This is a genomic window from Achromobacter sp. NPDC008082, from assembly GCF_042957345.1.
Lineage (GTDB): Bacteria > Pseudomonadota > Gammaproteobacteria > Burkholderiales > Burkholderiaceae_B > Achromobacter > Achromobacter kerstersii_A.
Window position 1 is genome coordinate 78,180 of record NZ_JBIBIB010000004.1, and the last position, 17,422, is coordinate 95,601.

Consider the following 17,422-nt stretch of genomic DNA (forward strand, 5'->3'; position numbering starts at 1 on the left):
GAAACCAAGCCATGAACCAAGGGCTGATACGCAGTTGCTGTCGCATTGCCGCCGGGGTCGCGTTGTTTGCGGCCGCGGGTTCCGCCAGCGCCGCCTGGCCGGATAAAGTGATCCGCATCGTCGTGCCATTCGCGGCAGGCGGGTCCACCGACCTGATTGCGCGCAAGGTGGCCGAAGGATTGGGCCAGCGCCTGTCCGCCAACGTCATCGTCGAAAACCGACCCGGCGCGGGCGGCACCGTCGGCACCGAATACGTCGCCCGCCAGCCGGCCGACGGCTACACCATTCTGATGGGCTCGGTCAGCACGCACGGTAGCGCCCCATGCGTGTATTCCAAACTGCCCTACGACGCCGTCAAAGACTTCACCCCGCTGACGGTAGTGGCCACGATTCCCAACGTGATGTCGGTGAATCAATCGGTGCCCGCCAACACCCTGCAAGAGTTCGTGGCGCTGTTGAAGAAGGACCCCGAGAAGTATTCCTTCGCCTCCAACGGCCAAGGCACGTCGAACCACCTGGCGGCCGAACTGTTCAAGACCACCGCCGGCGTGTCGATGGTGCACGTGCCGTATCGCGGCTCCGGCCCCGCGCTGATCGACCTCGTGGGCGGCCAGATCAACATGATGATGGACGTGGTGATGACGTCCTACCCCTACATCAAGGACGGCAAGCTCCGCGCGCTGGCGGTGACCTCGCCGCAACGCTCGGCCATGCTTCCCGATGTGCCTACCGTGGCGGAATCCGGCTACCCCGGCTACGAGGCCATGGTGTGGTTCGGCATGCTGGCGCCCGCCAACATGCCCGAGCCGCTGCGCGAAAAGCTCACTGACGGCCTGGTGCAAACCCTGCATGCGCCCGCCATGAAAGCCTATCTGGAGCAGCAAGGCGCGCAGGTCTCAGACGTCGCCGGCCCCGCGTTCGGCACGATGATCAAAGACGAAATCAGCAAGTGGTGCCAAGTGGTCAAGAAGGCCGACATCCGCCTGGATTGATCGTCCCGCGCCACAACATTTTTATTGGAAGAACGATATGTATCGCATAGGGATAGACGTCGGAGGCACATTTACCGATTTCACGATGATCGACGAGGACGCCGGCGTGGTGCACTTTCACAAAGTGCCTTCCACGCCGCACGACCCCTCGGAAGCCATCGCCACCGGTATCGGCCAGATGCTCTCGGACCACGGCGTAGCGCCTTCGCAGGTGTCGCACGTGGGGCATGGCACCACGGTGGCCACCAACCTCATCATTGAACGCAAGGGCGCGCGTGTTGGGCTGATCACCACGCGCGGCTTTCGCGACGTGCTCGAGATTGGCCGGCAGACGCGCCCGCATCTGTATGACTACAGCGTGGGCAAGCCGCCCGTTGCCGTGCCGCGCGAATTTCGCGTGGAAGTCGATGAGCGCGTGAACGCCGCGGGCGATGTGGTGACGCCGCTGGATGACGCGCAAGTGCTGGCGGCTGCGCAGCAGTTTGCCGCCGCCGGTATCGAAGCCGTCACGATCTGCTTTCTGCATGCCTACCGCAATCCTGAACATGAGCGCCGCGCGGCGCGCATCGTGGCCGAAGTCATGCCGGAGGCCTACATCAGCCAGTCGTCGGATGTGCTGCCGGAATTCCGCGAATACGAACGCCTGTCCACCACGGTACTGAACGCGGCTGTTGGCCCGAAGATGGCGCGCTATCTGGAACGCTTCCTGCAACGGGTGCGCGAGCTGGATATCGGCCACGAACCGCACACCATCCATTCCAACGGCGGCCTGATGTCGATCGCCACCGTGCGCCAATACCCGGTGCGGACGTGCTTGTCCGGGCCGGCGGCGGGCGTGGTGGGCGCGGCGGCCGTGGGGCGCGCCATCGGCAGCTTGAATCTTGTCACCTTCGACGTGGGCGGCACCAGCACCGATGTGTCGTTGGTGTGCGACGGGCGGCCGTTGTTCACCTCGCATCGTCATGTGGCGGGCTACCCGGTGAAGACGCCGATGGTGGATATTCATGTGATTGGCGCGGGCGGCGGCAGCATTGCGTGGCTGGATGACGCCGGCGCACTGAAGGTAGGCCCGCACAGCGCGGGCGCGGTCCCAGGGCCGGTGGGCTATGGCCGCGGCGGCCAGGAGCCGACGATTACCGACGCCGAGATCGCGCTGCAACGGCTGAACCCGGTTGCGCTGTTGAACGGCCGCATGCCCGTACACGCGGACGCGGCGCGCCGTGTGATTGAACATCGCGTAGCCGAACCATTGGGCCTGGACCGCGAAGCGGCGGCCGAAGGCATTCTGCGCATCGCGGCGGCGAATATGAGCCGTGCGATTCGCGCCGTGTCGACCGAACGCGGCTACGACCTGTCGCGCTTCGCGCTCTACGCCTACGGCGGCGCGGGGCCGTTGCACGCCGTGGAAGTGGCCGAGGAATGCGGCATTCCTGTCGTCATCGTGCCGCAGGAACCCGGCACGATGTGCGCGCGCGGCATCTTGCTCAGCGACATCTCATTTGACTTCGTGCAAAGCGAAATCTCCTTGGCAAGCGAAGCGGCCTGGCCTGCAATCTCGGCGCTCTTTGACGGGCTGCGCACGCAAGCCCAGAACTGGCTGGACGACGAGCGTGTGGACCCCGCATTGCGAATCTGCCACAGCGCCATCGACGCGCGCTACGAAGGCCAGAACTTTGAAGTGCAGGTCAGCTTGGACGACACGGGCGCGGGCGGCTACGCCGAATTCGCGCGCCGCTTCGCAGAAGCACACGAACGCGAATACGGCTACACCGTCGACGACCGCAACGTGCAAATCATCAACTGCCGCATGCAGGCCGTGGGCCAAGTCGTGAAAGCGCCGCTTGCGCCGCGCCATGTCGGCGGGGTGCTGGAAGACGCCAAGCTGGGCGTGCGCAAGGCGTACTTCGGCGCCGAACACGGCTGGCGCGAAACCCCGGTGTATGACCGCGACCGCGTGCCAACCGGCGCCCGCTTCACCGGCCCCGCGCTGCTGGAAGAAATGAGCTCGACCACGGTGGTGGGCGTGGGCCAGCACGTCAGCGTGGACGAATACGGCAACCTGATCATCCGTTTGCAAGGAGGCTTGAATGACTAAGCCCAACCCGCTCGACGCCGGCGCGGCGCTGGCCGACCCCATCGGTATGGAAGTGTTCTGCAACCGCCTGCTGTCCATCACCGAAGACATGAACAACACGCTTGTGCGCGCGTCGTTCTCCACCAACATCAAAGAACGCAAGGACTGCTCCGTTGCGCTGTTTGACGCAGCCGGCCGGCTGGTGGCGCAAGGCACGCAGATTCCGTTGCACCTGGGGTCGCTCGATGGCGCGATGGGCGCAATTCTGCGCACGTTCAAAGCCGAAGACATCCGCGAAGGCGACGTCTTTATCTGCAACGACCCGTACCTGGCGGATGGCAGCCATCTGCCCGACATCAACATCGTCACGCCTGTGTTCTGGGACGGCGTGCTGCGCTTTTTCGCGGCCAACATTGCGCACCATTCGGATGTGGGCGGCGCGGTGCCGGGGTCGATCGCCGGCGGTTTGAAATCCATTTTTGAAGAAGGCATACGCATCCCCGCGTGCCGCATCGCCAAGCACGGCGATACCGACGAAGACATGCTGCGCTTGATCTGCGCCAACACCCGCGACCCCGAAGAACGCGTGCTGGACTTGCGCGTGCAGATGGCCACCAACCGCCGGGGTGCGGCCGCTGTGCAAGGCCTGATCCGCCAGATGGGGCTGGACGCGGTGCTGCGTTCGGTTGACGACGTCATCGCGTACACGCGCCGCCGCCTGCTCAACCGTATCGCCGAATTGCAGCAAGGCAGCTATACGTTCCGCAGCGATCTGGACGACGACGGCATGGGTGGCGACCCGGTGCCGATACAAGTGACGCTGACCGTGAAGCCCGACAATCTGCACTTCGATTTCGAAGGCTCGGGCAAGCAGGCGCGTGGCGCAATGAATCTGCCGTTCAACGCCTTGCGCGCTTGCGTGTACTACGCCGTGAAGGCGTTGCTTGACCCCGATCTTGCGCCAAATGCGGGCTTGTTCGATCCCATCTCGGTGTCGGCGCCGGTGGGCACGATTACGAACCCGGAACATCCGGCGGCGGTGGGTGCGCGGTCGATTACGGCGCAGAAAGTGGCCGGCGCCATCTTTGGTGCGTTTCGTGGCTTGCTGCCGCCGGAAAAGACCATGGCGTCCAGCAACGACTGCTGCCCCGCCATTGTGTTTTCAGGCCGCTGGCGCGAACGCGCCGGGCACTTTGTGTATCTGGAAACGTTGGGCGGCGGCGCGGGCGCGCGCTTTGATGCCGATGGCATGGACGCGGTGCATGTGCACATGACCAACACGTCGAACCTGCCGGTGGAAGCGCTGGAAAACGAGTACCCGCTGATGATGGACGAGTACGCGATGATTCCGGATTCGGGCGGTGCGGGCCGCACGCGCGGCGGGTTGGCGATTGCCAAGCAGATTCGCGCGGTGGGGCCGGGCATCGTGTTTTCGGCGCGCTCCGACAGCCATACGGTAGGCGTTGCGTCCGGCGTGGACGGAGGCGGCGACGGGCGCCGTGCGCGCCTGATCCGCAACTTCGGCACGCCTGACGCGGAAGAACTGTTTTCCAAGACGGCCAACATTGCGTTGGCGCCGGGTGAGAGCGTGCGCATCGAAACGCCAGGCGGTGGCGGCTACGGCGCGCCCGCCGAGCGGCCGCGCGCACGTATCGAGCAAGATCTGGCGGATGGAAAGATCAGCGCCGAGGCCGCGAGAAAGGACTACGGCGCCCGCGCGGTTACCCCACGTTAAGCGTCATCGAGTACTTCATCTTGTCGTGCGGGAACGTGGTGATGGTGGCAAGCAGCAGCAGGCCGCCTTCGCCGTAGTAGCGGCGGGTGATGACGAAGCCCGCCGTCTTGGGTTCAACCTTGAGTTGCTTGGCGATCGTCGCGTTGATGGGAGTTGCCGAGAACTCCTGGTTGACCTCGGTGATGCGGTCGCCAAAGTGGTCTTCGATCAGGCGCAAGAGCGAGATGCGCGACTTGACCTCGACGCGCACATCCGAGTGTTCGGGGTCGGCGTAGATCAGCGTGCTGGCGGCCGCGGTGTCCGGGTCGTCAAGGGTCTTGATGGAGTTGATGTGCAGCCAGGTTTTATCGGCCGAGCAGCCCAGCGCTTCGGCCAGCCGTTTGGGCAGTTTGATGGTGCGCACCTCTTGCACCAGCAGCGCGGCGTTGCGCGCGTATTGCAGCAGGTCGGGGAACTGCGAAATGCGCTGCGTGAAGCGCGTGCTGGCGCGCGCGGTTTCCACGCGCGTGCCGACACCGGGGCGGCGCGACACCATGCCGGCCACGGTCAGCATGCGGATGGCTTCGCGAATGGTGTGGCGGCTGGCGTTGAACTGATCGCAGAGCTCGTGTTCGGTGGGCAGCAGCGTCATGACCGGGTAGCGGCCGGCGCTGATGTCTTGGGACAGCGTCTGGAAGATGCTCTTGTAACGGGGGCCGCCGGCGTCAGCTTCCGGCGCGTGCGATTCCGGTTTTCCGCGCGCCTGCCGTGCTCCGCCAGGGCCCGCCGCGCGCTCGGAGGATCGGGTCATCGGGAGGCTCCTTGAATTGTTATATGGGGTTTGTACGGACAATAACCGATTGACAGCAGTGTCTTGCGGGATTCATTATTTGTCCGGACATTCATGTACGGACAAAGTGTACCAACAATTCGGGGGTTCTCATGGGCAAGGTACTTGCAGTGATCGTGGCGGCGACGGTGGCAGCCGGACTCAGCGCCAATGCAGCAGCGCAGCAGAAGTTGGTGGTCGCCGGCTACGGCGGCTCGTTCGAAGACATCATGCGTAAAGAGATCTTCCCGCCCTTCGCCAAGCAGCATGGCGTCGAGCTGGACTATGTGGCGGGCAACTCCACCAACACGGTGGCGCGCCTGCAAGCGCAGAAAAGCAATCAGCAGATCGACGTGGCCATCATTGACGACGGCCCCATGTATCAGGCCATCGCCCTGGGCTTCTGCGCGCCGATCACGGGCCTGCCCGCCGACGACATCTACAGCACCGCGCGCTACAAGGACGACAAGGCCGTCGCCATCGGCATCGTGGCCACCGGCATCATGTACAACAAGAAAGTCTTTGACGAAAAGAAATGGGCCCCGCCCACGTCGTGGAAAGACTTGAAGGACCCCAAGTACAAGAAGCAGCTGGTGGTGCCGCCGCTGAACAACACCTACGGCTTGCACGCCCTGGTGGAGTACGCCCGCGAAGGCGGCGGCGGCGAAAAGAAGATCGACGCCGGCTTCACCACGTTCAAGAACGAAGTTGGCCCCAACGTGCTGGTGTATGAACCGTCGCCCGGCAAGATGACCGAGCTGTTCTCAAGCGGGCAGGCCGTGATTTCCGTCTGGGGCAGCGGCCGCGCCAAGGCGTTTGCCGACACCGGCTTCCCGGTGGGCTTCGTGTATCCGCAGGAAGGCGCTTACGCCCTGCTGTCGTCGGTGTGTCCCATCGCCAAGGCCAGCCCCAACCCCGTTGCGCAAGCCTTCGTGCAGTACCTGGTGACGCCCGAGGTGCAACAGAAGCTGGCGTCGGCCTATGGATACGGCCCCGTCAACAAGAAAGCCAAGATTGAGGATGACCCGCGCGTGCCGCTGCCGATTGGCAAGCGTGCTGCGGACCTGATCGTCATCGATTGGGACACGGTGAACCAGAATCGCGACGACTGGAACAAGCGCTGGACGCGGGAAATCGAGCGCTGACGCGCAGCCGGCAGTGAAACGGGGCGGCGCGGCGCGCCGCCCACGGGAGCTTTCATGACCTATCTAGTGTTGAACCGCCTGAGCAAGCGCTATGGCGACACGACCGCCGTCGAAGAGTTGAGCCTGTCGGTGAACCGGGGCGAATTCATTTCGCTGCTGGGGCCTTCCGGCTGCGGCAAGACCACCACGCTGCAAATGATTGCGGGCTTTGTCGAACCCACGGGCGGCAGCATCGTGCTGGATGGCCGCGACGTCAGCCGCGTGCCGGCCAACAAGCGCGGCCTGGGCCTGGTGTTTCAGAACTACGCGTTGTTCCCGCATATGACGGCGGCCGAAAACGTGTCGTTCGGCCTGGAGATGCAGCGGGTGAAGAAGGACGAGCGCGAAGCGCGCGTGGCGGAAGCGTTGAAGCTGGTGGGCCTGTCGCATCTGGCTGACCGCCACCCGGCGCGCATGTCGGGCGGGCAGCAGCAGCGCGTGGCGTTGGCGCGTGCGCTGGTCATCCGCCCCAGCGTGCTGTTGCTGGATGAGCCGCTGTCGAACCTGGATGCCAAGTTGCGCGAGGAAATGCAGCTGGAGCTGCGCAGCATTCAACGCACCATCGGCACCACTACGATTCTGGTGACGCACGATCAGTCCGAAGCGCTGGCCTTGTCGGACCGCATCGTGGTGATGAACCAGGGCCGCGTGGAACAGGTGGCGGAACCGTTTCAGGCCTACGAAGGGCCGGCCAGTCATTTTGTGGGCGGCTTTTTGGGCAAGGCGAATGTGTTCACGCCGCAGTCCGAGCAATACAACGACGAAACGCGCGCCCGCGTGGGCGAAGCGCATATCTCGATGGACGGCGCGCCCGTTCCGCAAGGCGCGGTGATTGTGCGGCCCGAGAAGATCCTGTTTTCCGAGCCCGCCGCCTGTGCCCTGCCCGGCCGCATGAAGACGCGCGTGTTCCAGGGCAACCACTGGCTGTGCCAGGTGGAAACGTCGGTGGGCGAGGTGATGGTGATTCGCCAGAACGATGGCGTGCCGGTGCCAGCCGAAGGCGAGACCGTGCACCTGCGCTGGCGCGCGCAGGACATGTGCGCGGTGGCGGCCACGCCACAAGGCCGCGCGTCATGAGCGCGCGCGCCAACCCCTGGGTGCTGAGCGCGCCAGCGCTGGTGGTGTACGCCACCTTCCTGGTGGTGCCGATGGCGCTGGTGTTCCTGATCAGTTTCTTTGACTTCCAGTTCTACGGCGGCATGCAGGCCACGTTTACGTGGAAGAACTACATCGAGATCCTGACGGACGGCTACTACTACGAGATCTACGCCCGCACGTTCGGCGTTGCCGCCGCCGTGACGCTGGCCTGCCTGGTGCTGGGCACGGCCGAGGCCTATGTGCTGTCGCGCATGGCCAATCCGTGGAAAGGCCTGTTCCTGATGGTGGTGCTGGGGCCGCTGCTGATTTCGGTGGTGGTGCGTACCTTGGGCTGGGCGCTGCTGTTTGGTTCGACTGGCTTGATCAACAAGGCGTTGATGGGGATTGGCCTTATCTCAACGCCGGTGGACCTGATGTACAGCAATCTGGGCGTGGCGATTGCGCTTACGCACGTGCTGGTGCCATTCATGGTGATCTCGGTATGGGCGTCGTTGCAGCGGATCAATCCGTCGACGGAAGCCGCGGCATTGTCGCTGGGCGCCTCGCAATTCACGGTGATTCGCCGCGTGATCGTGCCGCAAGTCATGCCGGGCATTTTGTCGGGCGCGATCATGGTGTTTGCGATGGCGGCAAGTTCGTTCGCCACGCCGGCCATCATCGGCGGACGCCGCTTGAAGAACGTGGCCACCGCGGCCTACGACGAATTCCTGAACACGCTGAACTGGCCGCTGGGCGCGGCGCTGGCGGTTGTGCTGCTGCTGGCGACTGTGGTGGTGCTGCTATCGGCCAACCGGATCATCGAGCGCAAATACGGCGCCGTCTTCAACCAGGCCGGAGGCTGAGATGCAATTCCGAAACGGCCCCATCGGCCTGCTGTTCCACACGCTGTTCATCCTCTTCATTCTGGCGCCCATCGTGATGGTGTGCGCGGTGGCGTTCACGTCGGAAGGCTTTATCTCGTTGCCAACGGGCGGGCTGTCGCTGCGCTGGTTCCGCGCCATTCTGGACAACCCGCGCTTTGTGGAAGCGTTCTGGTTCAGCCTGGGCCTGGGCACGCTGTCGGCCACATTGGCCATTGCGCTGGCCGTGCCCAGCGCGCTGGCGCTGGCGCGCAACCGCTTCCGTGGCCGCGAGGCGTTGGTGGCGTTCTTTTTGTCGCCGCTGATGATTCCGCATGTGGTGCTGGGCCTGGCGTTCCTGAAGTTCTTCACCACCGTGGACCTGGCCGGCACCTATGTGGGGCTGGTGGTCGCGCACGTGATTTTGGTGATGCCGTATGCGTTGCGTCTGGTGCTGGCTTCCGCCACGGGGATCGACCCCGCGCTTGAGCGCGCCGCGCAATCGTTGGGCGCCTCCAACTGGACGGCATTCCGGCGCGTGGTACTGCCGTTGCTGCTGCCGGGGGTGGTCAGCGGCTGGGTCATCGCCTTCATCACAAGCTTTGATGAATTGACCATGTCGATCTTCATCGCCTCGCCGTCCACGACGACGCTGCCGGTGCGTATCTTCCTGCATATCGAAGACACCATCGACCCGCTCGTGACCGCCGTGTCGGCCGTGCTGATCTACGTAACGATCATCGCCATCTTCATTCTGGACCGCGTGGTCGGCCTGGAAAAGCTGTTTGTAGGAAAGGGACGCTAATGACGGACGAGAAAGAACTGGCGCCCCGCGCGCCCGTGCATCGCGGCATTTATGACGCCGCGGTGATCGGCGGCGGGCTGGTGGGGTCGGCCATTGCCTATGGCTTGCGGCGCGAGCTGGACCATGTGGCCGTGCTGGACGAAGGCGACGTGGCGTATCGCGCGTCGCGCGGAAACTTCGGGCTGGTGTGGGTGCAGAGCAAGGGCATGGGGTTGCCGCGCTACGGCGTGTGGACGATGACGTCCGCGTCCGGCTGGCCCCGGCTGGCCGCGCAATTGCGGGAAGAGACCGGCGTGGACGTACACCTGGAGCAGCGCGGCGGACTGCACGCGTTGTTGAGTGACGAAGAGGTGGAAGCGCGCGGCAAGTTCATGCAGACCTTGCTGGCGCAACCCGGCATGGCGCAGTACGACTGGAAGCTGCTGGACCGCGCCGAGGTGGCGGACTTGGTGCCGGGCATTGGCCCCGAGGTGCGCGGCGCCACGTGGACGCCGGTGGATGGCATCGCCAATCCGCTGAAGCTGCTGCGCGCGCTGCACATGAGTTTTGCACAGCGGGTGGTGGATTACTTGCCGCGCCGGCCGGCGCAAAGCATCAAGCAGCGTGACGGCGTGTTCGAGATCGCCACGCCGTCCGGCACCGTGCGTGCGCGCAAGGTCGTGCTGGCGTCGGGCTTGTCGAACAAGGACCTGGGCGCGCAAGTTGGACTGGACGTGCCGGTGCGCCCGCAACGCGGCCAGATCGTGGTGCTGGAACGCACGCGCCGCATGCTGGAAACCCCGCTATCCACCCTGCGCCAAACCGATGAAGGCACGTGGCTGATCGGCGATTCGCAAGAAGAAGCCGGCTATGTGGACAACCTGGTGGGCCTGCCGATTCTGGGCACGCTGGCGGATCGCGCGGTGCGCACGCTGCCTGCCTTGCGCGACGTGCGCGTGGTGCGCAGCTGGGCCGCGCTGCGCGTGATGTCCAAGGATGGCTTTCCGATTTATCAGCAATCTGAAACGTGCCCCGGCGCCTTCGTCGCCACCTGTCACAGCGGCGTGACGCTGGCCGCCGCGCACGCTCTCAATCTGGCGCCCATGATCGTGGCCGGCAAGCTTGCCGACGACATGGCGCCCTTCTCGACCCGGAGGTTCCATGTTCAAGAGGCTTGACGAGGCGCAGCGCCAGGCGCAAGGCGCGCCCGTGCGCGTGACGGTCAACGGGGCCGAGCTGCAATGCCGCCAAGGCGACAGCGTGGCGGCGGCGTTGTTTGCGGGCGGCGTGTCGGCCTGTCGCGACACGGCGGTCAATGAAGTGCCGCGCGGGCCTTATTGCATGATGGGCGTGTGCTACGACTGCCTGGTCACCATTGATGGCCAGGCGAATCAGCAAGGCTGCATGACGGCCGTGCGCGAAGGCATGAAGATCGAGCGCCAGCTGGGCGCGCGCAAGGTGCAGGCATGATCGATACGACGCAATGTGATTTGCTGGTGGTGGGCGCAGGCCCGGCAGGATTGGCGGCGGCGACGCTGGCGGCCAAGTTGGGCGTGGACACGGTGCTGCTGGATGAGCAGGCGGCGCCGGGCGGACAGATCTATCGCGCCATCACCACCACGCCCGTCACCGACCGCAGCATTCTGGGCGAAGATTATTGGCATGGCGCGGCGCTTGTCGGGCCGTTCAAGCAGTCGGGCGCGCGCTATGTGCCGGGCGCCACCGTCTGGGCCGTGGCCGAGCGCACCGCGCCGCATCCCGAGAAAGGGTTCGAGGTGGCGTACTCGGTGGCGGGCGAAGCGCGCATCGTGCATGCGCGCCGGCTGCTCTTGGCAACCGGTGCGCAAGAGCGCCCCTTCCCCATTCCGGGTTGGACGCTGCCCGGCGTCATCACCGCCGGCGCGGCGCAGATTCTGCTGAAGTCGTCGGGCGTGGTGCCGGCGGACCGCACGGTGCTGGCCGGCAGCGGCCCGCTGCTGTATCTGGTGGCGTGGCAATACCTGAACGCGGGCGTGAAGCTTGACGCGCTGCTGGAAACCACGCCGCCCGGCCGCATGAGCCAGGCGCTGCCCAAGGTGTGGGGCTTTCTGCGTTCGCCGTATCTGGGCAAGGGGTTGAAGCTGCTGCGCGCGGTGAAGGCCGCGGTGCCGATCACGCGCGGCGTGACGGCACTGGAAGCGCTGGGCGACGGCAAGCTGCAAAGCGTGCGCTACACGGCAGGCGGCGTCACCAAGACCTTGCCCGCCGAGCAACTGATGCTGCATCAGGGCGTGGTGCCCAACGTGAACCTGTCGCGCGCGGTGGGTGCGGAACACCGCTGGAATGAGGCGCTGGACTGCTGGGAACCCCAGGTCGATGCATGGGGGCTGACGTCGGTGGACGGCATTGGCATGGCGGGCGATGGTGCTGGCATCGCGGGCGCGTTGGCGGCGGAACACCGTGGCCGGCTGGCCGCACTGCAAGCCGCGCATCTGTTGGGCCGCATCGATGCCGCCAAACGCGATAGCGAGGCCGTGGCGCCGCGCGCTGCGCTTGCCCGTGCCGTGAGAGGCCGCGAGTTCTTCGACGTGCTCTACAAGGCGCCTGACGCGTTCAGACGCCCAACCGGTGACACCATCGTGTGCCGCTGCGAGGAAGTCACCGCCGCCCAGGTGCGCGACACGGTCAAGCTGGGCTGCACCGGCCCGAACCAGATGAAGGCGTTTCTGCGTTGCGGCATGGGGCCGTGCCAAGGGCGCTTCTGTGGGCTGACCGTGGCCGAGATCATCGCCGAGGAACGGGGCGTGCCGACGCAGGAAGTGGGCTACTACCGGCTGCGCTTTCCGACCAAGCCGCTGACCCTGGGAGAACTCGCGTCGCTGCCGCAGACAGACGATTCCCGCCAGGCCGTGGTCCGCTTGAAAAAGTAATGCCATGACCGGTGCAACGCGGTCGGCAGAAGTCATCATCATCGGGGGAGGCCTGCACGGCAGCTCGGCGGCGCTGCATCTGGCGCGTGCAGGCGTGTCTGCCCTGGTGATCGAAAAGAACTACGTGGGCCGTCACGCGTCCGGCGTGAATGCGGGCGGCGTGCGCACCTTGTCGCGGCATCTGGCAGAGGTGCCGCTGGCGCTGGCCTCGCGCGAGCTCTGGTATCGCATCGGTGATCTGGTGGATGACGATTGCGGTTTCGAGCAGCACGGCCAGGTGCGCGTGGCCGAAAACGCCGCCGACGTAGACGCATTGCAGACGCGCTTACAGACGATGACCGCGCACGGCTACACGCACGAGCAATGGATCAGCGCCGAGGATTTGTTGGACATGATTCCGGCGCTTGCGCCCACCATCCAGGGCGGCCTGATTGCACGCGAGGACGCGGCGGCCGATCCGTATCGCACGACGCTGGCGTTCCGCACCAAAGCCGCAAGCCTGGGCGCGCGCTTTCTGGAAGGCGTGCGCGTGCAGGGCGTTGCGCGCGTGGACGGCCAATGGCGCGTGGACACCGATGCGGGCGCCTACACCGCGCCGCAAGTGTTGAACTGCGCGGGCGCGTGGGCCGACCGCATCGCGGCGCAATGGGGCGAGCCGGTGCCGCTTCTGGCCATCAGCCCGATGATGCTGGTGACCTTGCGCATGGATCACTTTCTGGACCCTGTCGTGCTGGGCACGGGCCGCGCATTGTCGTTCAAGCAGCGCTCAAATGGCACGGTGCTGATCGGCGGCGGGCGGCGCGCCTGGGTGGATCGCGACGCCGAATGGACCGAGCTGGATTTCCGCTCGCTGGCCGAAGGCGCGCGCACGGTCTGTGATCTGTTCCCGCACATGCGTGATGCGATCGTGAACCGGGGCTGGGCGGGTATCGAGGCGGCCATGCCGGATGAGATTCCTGTCATCGGACGCAGCAGCCGTCACGAGACCGCGTTTCACGCGTTCGGCTTTTCGGCGCATGGCTTTGAGCTGGGCCCGATTGTGGGCCGCATCATGGCTGATCTGATCACGACCGGCGCGACGGACATGCCGATCGCGCCATTCCGGATTGACCGTTTTTCGGACGCGGCCACCGCGTCCTCCCTATCAAAAAAGGAGCAAGACGAATGAATGACGATATCGTGCGCAAGGAAACCAACCAGCGCCTGAGCCGCATCGTGATCCATGGCGATACGGTGTACGTGGCGGGCGTGACGTCTGCGGCGGAAGGCGGCATCGCGGCGCAAACGCGCGACGCGTTGGCGAAGATCGACGGCTATCTGGCGCAGGCCGGCACCGATAAGTCGCGGCTCTTGTCGGTGCAGATCTGGCTGAAGGACATCGACCGCGACTTCGCCGGCATGAACAGCGTGTGGGCCGAGTGGGCGCTGCCCAACGCGATGCCCACCCGCGCCACCTGCGAGGCCAAGCTGGCCGCGCCGGAGCTGCTGGTGGAGATCATCGTGACGGCCGCCAAGCGGCCGGCGTATGTCAGCGGGCCGGTGTCTGAAAGCTGACCTGGCCGGCGCGGCCCGGCAGGTTCAAGGTGGCGGTGGCGGGCGGCGTGGTGGCAATCACCTTGCCCGCGCGCAGCACCATCAGACGGGTCGCACGCAAGCGTAGCGCTTCGACGGGGTCGCGCGCTTGCAGCAGCACGAGGTCGGCGCGCTTGCCGGCCGCGATGCCCGTTTCGTCCAGGCCAAGAATTTTTGCGGGCGTGGTCGTCACGGCTTCGAAACAGGCGCGCATGGCGTCCTGGCCCGTCATCTGGGCCACGTGCAGGCCCATGTGCGCCACTTCCAGCATGTCGCCCGAACCCAGGCTGTACCAGGGGTCCATCACGCAATCGTGGCCGAAGGCGACCGGCACGCCCGCGGCCAGCAGTTCCGGCACGCGCGTCATGCCGCGGCGCTTCGGATAGGTATCGTGGCGGCCTTGCAGCGTGATGTTGATCAGCGGGTTGGCGATGGCGGCAACGCCCGCTTCGCGCATCAGCGGAATCAGCTTGGACACGTAGTAGTTGTCCATGGAATGCATGGACGTCAGGTGCGAACCGGTGACGCGGCCATGCAGGCCCAGGCGCTGCGTGTGGTAGGCCAGCGTTTCGATGTGGCGCGACAAGGGGTCGTCGCTTTCATCGCAATGCATGTCCACGCGCAGGCCGCGATCGGCCGCCAGTTCGCACAGGATGCGCACGGACTCGGCGCCGTCCTGCATGGTGCGTTCAAAGTGCGGAATGCCGCCCACTACATCCACGCCCATGTCGAGCGCGCGCTTCAGGTTGTCCATCGCGCCCGGCGCGCGCAGCACGCCGTCTTGCGGGAAGGCGACCAGTTGCAGGTCCAGATAGGGTTTGACCTTCTCGCGCACGTGCAGCAGCGCTTCGGTCGCCAAGAGGCGCGGGTCGCAGACGTCCACGTGCGAACGAATCGCCAGCAGGCCGCGCGCCACCGCCCAATCGCAATACGCCAGCGCGCGTTCGACCAGCGCTTCTTGCGTCAACAGCGGCTTCAGTTCGCCCCACAGCGCGATGCCTTCCAGCAAGGTGCCAGACTGGTTTACGCGCGGCAGGCCAAACGACAAGGTCGAGTCCATGTGGAAGTGCGCGTCCACGAAGGGCGAGCTCACCAGCTGGCCGGCGGCATCGATCACCTGGCCGGCCTCGGCCTTCAGCGCCGGTTCCACCGCCGTGATGCGGCCTTGCGCCACGCCGATGTCGATGTTCGTGCGGCCATCGGCCAGCGTGCAATTCTTGATAATCAGATCGAGCATGGAAAGCGCCTCTCGGTAAGTCCTAAGTTCATGGTGCAGCAACTGGCGCGCCTTCGTTGCGGTCGCACGGAGCCGGCTTTGCCGGTCCGTCGCGACGCCCCCTTGAGGGGGGAGCGCGCAGCGCTTCGGGGGTGGCCCCCCTCTAGCGTTCGCCCTTGCGGTAGGGCTTCATCAAGGCTTGCGGGTAGGCAGCGCGGCGCGCCATCACCACCAGGGCCAGGATGGACAGGATGTACGGCAGCATCAGGTACACCTGATACGGTAACTCGGGCAGGCCGGGCAAGGCGGCCCCGCCCTGTTGCAGACGCAGTTGCAGCGCGTCGAAAAAGGCGAAGATCAGCGCGCCCAGCAGCGCCTTGCCTGGCCGCCAGGACGCGAACACGACCAGCGCCACGCAGACCCAGCCACGGCCGTTGACCATGTTGAAGAAGAACGCATTGAACGCGGCCAGCGTCAGGAAGCTGCCGGCCACGCCCATCAGCGCCGAACCCGCCACGATGGCGCCGATGCGCAGGCGCGTGACCGACAGGCCCTGGCCTTCGGCGGCGGCGGGGTTTTCGCCCACCATGCGGATCGCCAGGCCGACCGGCGTGCGGTTCAGCACCCAGGCCAGAATGGGCACGGCGGCCAGCGCAATCAGCGTCATGGGCGTCTGCCCGGCCAGCACCGGCCCGATCAGCGGAATGCCGTCCAGGAATTTCATTTCGGCAAACGGCGTGATCGTAGGCGGCGTGTTCACGCTGGGGAAAGTAACGCGGTATGCGAAATACGACAGGCTCGTCGCCAGCAGCGTTACGCCTAGCCCCGACACGTGTTGCGACAAGCCCAGCGGCACCGTCAGCACCGCGTGCAGCAGGCCGAAGATGGCGCCGGCCAGCGCCGCCGCCAGCACGCCCACATACAGCGGCGCGCCCAGATACACGACGAGCCAGCCAGTGAAGGCGCCGGCCGCCATGATGCCTTCAATGCCCAGGTTCAAGACGCCCGCGCGTTCGCACAGCAGCACGCCCAAGGTGCCCAGAATCAGCGGCGTCGCCAGACGCAGCACGGCGACCCAGAAGGCCGAGGAACTCAACAGATCCATCCATTCCATGGCGTGCTCCTCAAGCCCGGTTGCGGCGCAGGCGGTACTGCGCAAATAGCGTCGCGACCAGCATGGCAAGCAACGAGGTGGCGACGATGACGTCGGCGATGTAGTTCGGCACGGCGATGGCGCGGCTCATGCTGTCGGCGCCCACCAGCATGCCGGCCACAAAGATGCTGGCCAGGATCACGCCCAGCGGATGCAGGCCAGCCAGCATGGCGACCACGACACCCGTGTAGCCGTAGCCCGGCGACATATCCAGCGTGACGTAACCAGTGCGGCCCGCCACTTCGATGGCGCCCGCCAGGCCCGCCAGCGCGCCGGACAGCATCGCCGTGCCGAGCATCACGCGGTTGACCGGCAGCCCCAGAAAGCGCGAGGCGTGCGCGTTGGCGCCCACGGCGCGCATCTGGAAGCCGAACACGGTGTAGCGGTTCAACAGCCACAAGCCCAGCGCCAAACCGGCCGCCCACAAGAGGCCGGTGTGGGCGCGCGTGCGTTCGATCAGCTTGCCCAGTTCCAGGTCGCCATTGAGCGCCACGGATTGCGGCCAGCCCATCGCCATCGGGTCTTTCATGGGGCCGTCCAGCATCATGGACACGAACAGCAGCACGATGAAGTTGCCCAGCAAGGTGGTGACCACTTCGTCCACACCCAGACGGGTTTTCAACAGCGCGGGAATCAGCAGCAGCAAGGCGCCGGCAAGCGCCGCCGCCAGCATCATGCCGCCGAACAGCACCGGCGCCGGCAGGTCAAAGCCCGTGCCGTCATGCAGGCCGCCGATGGCGACGGCCGCCAGCGCGCCCAGATACAGCTGGCCTTCGGCGCCGATGTTGTAGAAGCGCGCGCGAAACGCCACGGCACAGGCCAGGCCGGTCAGCATCAGGGGGGTGGCGCGGGTCAGCGTTTCAGACAAGGCGAAGCGCGAGCCGAATGCGCCTTCGAACAGCAGCGCGTAGGTGCGGCCAACCGGCGCGCCGGCCCAGGCGACAAGCAAGGTGCAGACCGCCAGGGTGAAGAGGATGGCCGCAATCGGGGCCAAGGCCAGCGCCATGCGGCTGGGCTCGGGGCGGCGTTCCAGAATCAGTTTCATGCGAGTGATGCTC

Annotated in this window: 16 protein-coding genes; 12 read left to right on the forward strand and 4 right to left on the reverse strand. The window is 65.7% G+C overall.

The window, feature by feature from the left end:
• Nucleotides 1–11: 11 nt before the first annotated feature.
• Genes ACFZAI_RS16575 through ACFZAI_RS16585 form a run of 3 tightly spaced genes read left to right on the forward strand, consistent with a single transcriptional unit; the run spans nucleotide 12 to nucleotide 4,801 of the window.
• On the forward strand, nucleotides 12–992 hold the full coding sequence (locus tag ACFZAI_RS16575; protein WP_391567931.1) for a Bug family tripartite tricarboxylate transporter substrate binding protein: 981 nt from the start codon (nucleotides 12–14) through the stop codon (nucleotides 990–992).
• A 37-nt stretch (nucleotides 993–1,029) separates the two neighbouring features.
• Nucleotides 1,030–3,087 (forward strand): hydantoinase/oxoprolinase family protein, encoded by a 2,058-nt coding sequence (locus tag ACFZAI_RS16580; RefSeq protein ID WP_391567933.1) that lies wholly within the window; start codon nucleotides 1,030–1,032, stop codon nucleotides 3,085–3,087.
• A complete protein-coding gene (locus ACFZAI_RS16585) occupies nucleotides 3,080–4,801 on the forward strand; it encodes a hydantoinase B/oxoprolinase family protein (RefSeq protein WP_391567934.1) in 1,722 nt (573 codons plus the stop codon). Before ACFZAI_RS16580 ends, ACFZAI_RS16585 begins: the two co-directional genes overlap by 8 nt.
• Here the strand turns inward: ACFZAI_RS16585 and ACFZAI_RS16590 are convergent.
• Complete coding sequence (locus tag ACFZAI_RS16590; RefSeq protein WP_391567936.1) at nucleotides 4,788–5,591, reverse strand: GntR family transcriptional regulator; 804 nt, start codon at nucleotides 5,589–5,591, stop codon at nucleotides 4,788–4,790. The genes ACFZAI_RS16585 and ACFZAI_RS16590 overlap by 14 nt on opposite strands.
• Before the next feature lie 131 nt (nucleotides 5,592–5,722).
• Here ACFZAI_RS16590 and ACFZAI_RS16595 point away from each other — a divergent pair, with 131 nt between their 5' ends.
• Genes ACFZAI_RS16595 through ACFZAI_RS16635 form a run of 9 tightly spaced genes read left to right on the forward strand, consistent with a single transcriptional unit; the run spans nucleotide 5,723 to nucleotide 13,977 of the window.
• The gene (locus ACFZAI_RS16595) at nucleotides 5,723–6,754 is read left to right on the forward strand and encodes an ABC transporter substrate-binding protein (protein ID WP_391567937.1); all 1,032 of its coding nucleotides are present in this window, start codon (nucleotides 5,723–5,725) and stop codon (nucleotides 6,752–6,754) included.
• 54 nt (nucleotides 6,755–6,808) lie between these two features.
• On the forward strand, nucleotides 6,809–7,870 hold the full coding sequence (locus ACFZAI_RS16600) for an ABC transporter ATP-binding protein (protein ID WP_391567938.1): 1,062 nt from the start codon (nucleotides 6,809–6,811) through the stop codon (nucleotides 7,868–7,870).
• Nucleotides 7,867–8,733 carry an ABC transporter permease gene (locus tag ACFZAI_RS16605; RefSeq protein WP_391567939.1) on the forward strand — a complete coding sequence of 289 codons (867 nt, stop codon included), beginning with the start codon at nucleotides 7,867–7,869 and terminating at the stop codon, nucleotides 8,731–8,733. The genes ACFZAI_RS16600 and ACFZAI_RS16605 overlap by 4 nt, the downstream gene beginning before the upstream one ends.
• Nucleotide 8,734: 1 nt before the next feature.
• Nucleotides 8,735–9,535 carry an ABC transporter permease gene (locus ACFZAI_RS16610; RefSeq protein ID WP_391567940.1) on the forward strand — a complete coding sequence of 267 codons (801 nt, stop codon included), beginning with the start codon at nucleotides 8,735–8,737 and terminating at the stop codon, nucleotides 9,533–9,535.
• On the forward strand, nucleotides 9,535–10,692 hold the full coding sequence (locus ACFZAI_RS16615; protein ID WP_391567941.1) for an NAD(P)/FAD-dependent oxidoreductase: 1,158 nt from the start codon (nucleotides 9,535–9,537) through the stop codon (nucleotides 10,690–10,692). Before ACFZAI_RS16610 ends, ACFZAI_RS16615 begins: the two co-directional genes overlap by 1 nt.
• On the forward strand, nucleotides 10,676–10,984 hold the full coding sequence (locus ACFZAI_RS16620; protein ID WP_046804012.1) for a (2Fe-2S)-binding protein: 309 nt from the start codon (nucleotides 10,676–10,678) through the stop codon (nucleotides 10,982–10,984). Before ACFZAI_RS16615 ends, ACFZAI_RS16620 begins: the two co-directional genes overlap by 17 nt.
• Entirely contained in the window at nucleotides 10,981–12,423 is a 1,443-nt protein-coding gene (locus tag ACFZAI_RS16625) for an NAD(P)/FAD-dependent oxidoreductase (RefSeq protein WP_391567943.1), read from the forward strand. Before ACFZAI_RS16620 ends, ACFZAI_RS16625 begins: the two co-directional genes overlap by 4 nt.
• Nucleotides 12,424–12,427: 4 nt before the next feature.
• Entirely contained in the window at nucleotides 12,428–13,591 is a 1,164-nt protein-coding gene (locus ACFZAI_RS16630) for an NAD(P)/FAD-dependent oxidoreductase (RefSeq protein WP_391567944.1), read from the forward strand.
• Nucleotides 13,588–13,977 (forward strand): RidA family protein, encoded by a 390-nt coding sequence (locus ACFZAI_RS16635; RefSeq protein ID WP_391567945.1) that lies wholly within the window; start codon nucleotides 13,588–13,590, stop codon nucleotides 13,975–13,977. The genes ACFZAI_RS16630 and ACFZAI_RS16635 overlap by 4 nt, the downstream gene beginning before the upstream one ends.
• On the opposite strand, the gene ACFZAI_RS16640 is transcribed toward ACFZAI_RS16635, so the two are convergent.
• The 3 genes from ACFZAI_RS16640 to ACFZAI_RS16650 form a co-directional block, all read right to left on the reverse strand.
• Nucleotides 13,952–15,232 carry an amidohydrolase family protein gene (locus ACFZAI_RS16640; RefSeq protein WP_391567946.1) on the reverse strand — a complete coding sequence of 427 codons (1,281 nt, stop codon included), beginning with the start codon at nucleotides 15,230–15,232 and terminating at the stop codon, nucleotides 13,952–13,954. The two genes, ACFZAI_RS16635 and ACFZAI_RS16640, sit on opposite strands and share 26 nt — an antisense overlap.
• Nucleotides 15,233–15,374: 142 nt before the next feature.
• On the reverse strand, nucleotides 15,375–16,325 hold the full coding sequence (locus ACFZAI_RS16645; protein WP_391567947.1) for an ABC transporter permease: 951 nt from the start codon (nucleotides 16,323–16,325) through the stop codon (nucleotides 15,375–15,377).
• Between the two features lie 10 nt (nucleotides 16,326–16,335).
• Complete coding sequence (locus ACFZAI_RS16650; RefSeq protein ID WP_391567948.1) at nucleotides 16,336–17,409, reverse strand: ABC transporter permease; 1,074 nt, start codon at nucleotides 17,407–17,409, stop codon at nucleotides 16,336–16,338.
• Nucleotides 17,410–17,422: the final 13 nt, after the last annotated feature.

Coding starts and splice junctions, on each gene's coding strand:
- ACFZAI_RS16575 (WP_391567931.1), top strand. CDS start 12: ATGAACCAAGGGCTGATACGCAGTTGCTGTCGCATTGCCGCCGGGGTC.
- ACFZAI_RS16580 (WP_391567933.1), top strand. CDS start 1,030: ATGTATCGCATAGGGATAGACGTCGGAGGCACATTTACCGATTTCACG.
- ACFZAI_RS16585 (WP_391567934.1), top strand. CDS start 3,080: ATGACTAAGCCCAACCCGCTCGACGCCGGCGCGGCGCTGGCCGACCCC.
- ACFZAI_RS16590 (WP_391567936.1), bottom strand. CDS start 5,591: ATGACCCGATCCTCCGAGCGCGCGGCGGGCCCTGGCGGAGCACGGCAG.
- ACFZAI_RS16595 (WP_391567937.1), top strand. CDS start 5,723: ATGGGCAAGGTACTTGCAGTGATCGTGGCGGCGACGGTGGCAGCCGGA.
- ACFZAI_RS16600 (WP_391567938.1), top strand. CDS start 6,809: ATGACCTATCTAGTGTTGAACCGCCTGAGCAAGCGCTATGGCGACACG.
- ACFZAI_RS16605 (WP_391567939.1), top strand. CDS start 7,867: ATGAGCGCGCGCGCCAACCCCTGGGTGCTGAGCGCGCCAGCGCTGGTG.
- ACFZAI_RS16610 (WP_391567940.1), top strand. CDS start 8,735: ATGCAATTCCGAAACGGCCCCATCGGCCTGCTGTTCCACACGCTGTTC.
- ACFZAI_RS16615 (WP_391567941.1), top strand. CDS start 9,535: ATGACGGACGAGAAAGAACTGGCGCCCCGCGCGCCCGTGCATCGCGGC.
- ACFZAI_RS16620 (WP_046804012.1), top strand. CDS start 10,676: ATGTTCAAGAGGCTTGACGAGGCGCAGCGCCAGGCGCAAGGCGCGCCC.
- ACFZAI_RS16625 (WP_391567943.1), top strand. CDS start 10,981: ATGATCGATACGACGCAATGTGATTTGCTGGTGGTGGGCGCAGGCCCG.
- ACFZAI_RS16630 (WP_391567944.1), top strand. CDS start 12,428: ATGACCGGTGCAACGCGGTCGGCAGAAGTCATCATCATCGGGGGAGGC.
- ACFZAI_RS16635 (WP_391567945.1), top strand. CDS start 13,588: ATGAATGACGATATCGTGCGCAAGGAAACCAACCAGCGCCTGAGCCGC.
- ACFZAI_RS16640 (WP_391567946.1), bottom strand. CDS start 15,232: ATGCTCGATCTGATTATCAAGAATTGCACGCTGGCCGATGGCCGCACG.
- ACFZAI_RS16645 (WP_391567947.1), bottom strand. CDS start 16,325: ATGGAATGGATGGATCTGTTGAGTTCCTCGGCCTTCTGGGTCGCCGTG.
- ACFZAI_RS16650 (WP_391567948.1), bottom strand. CDS start 17,409: ATGAAACTGATTCTGGAACGCCGCCCCGAGCCCAGCCGCATGGCGCTG.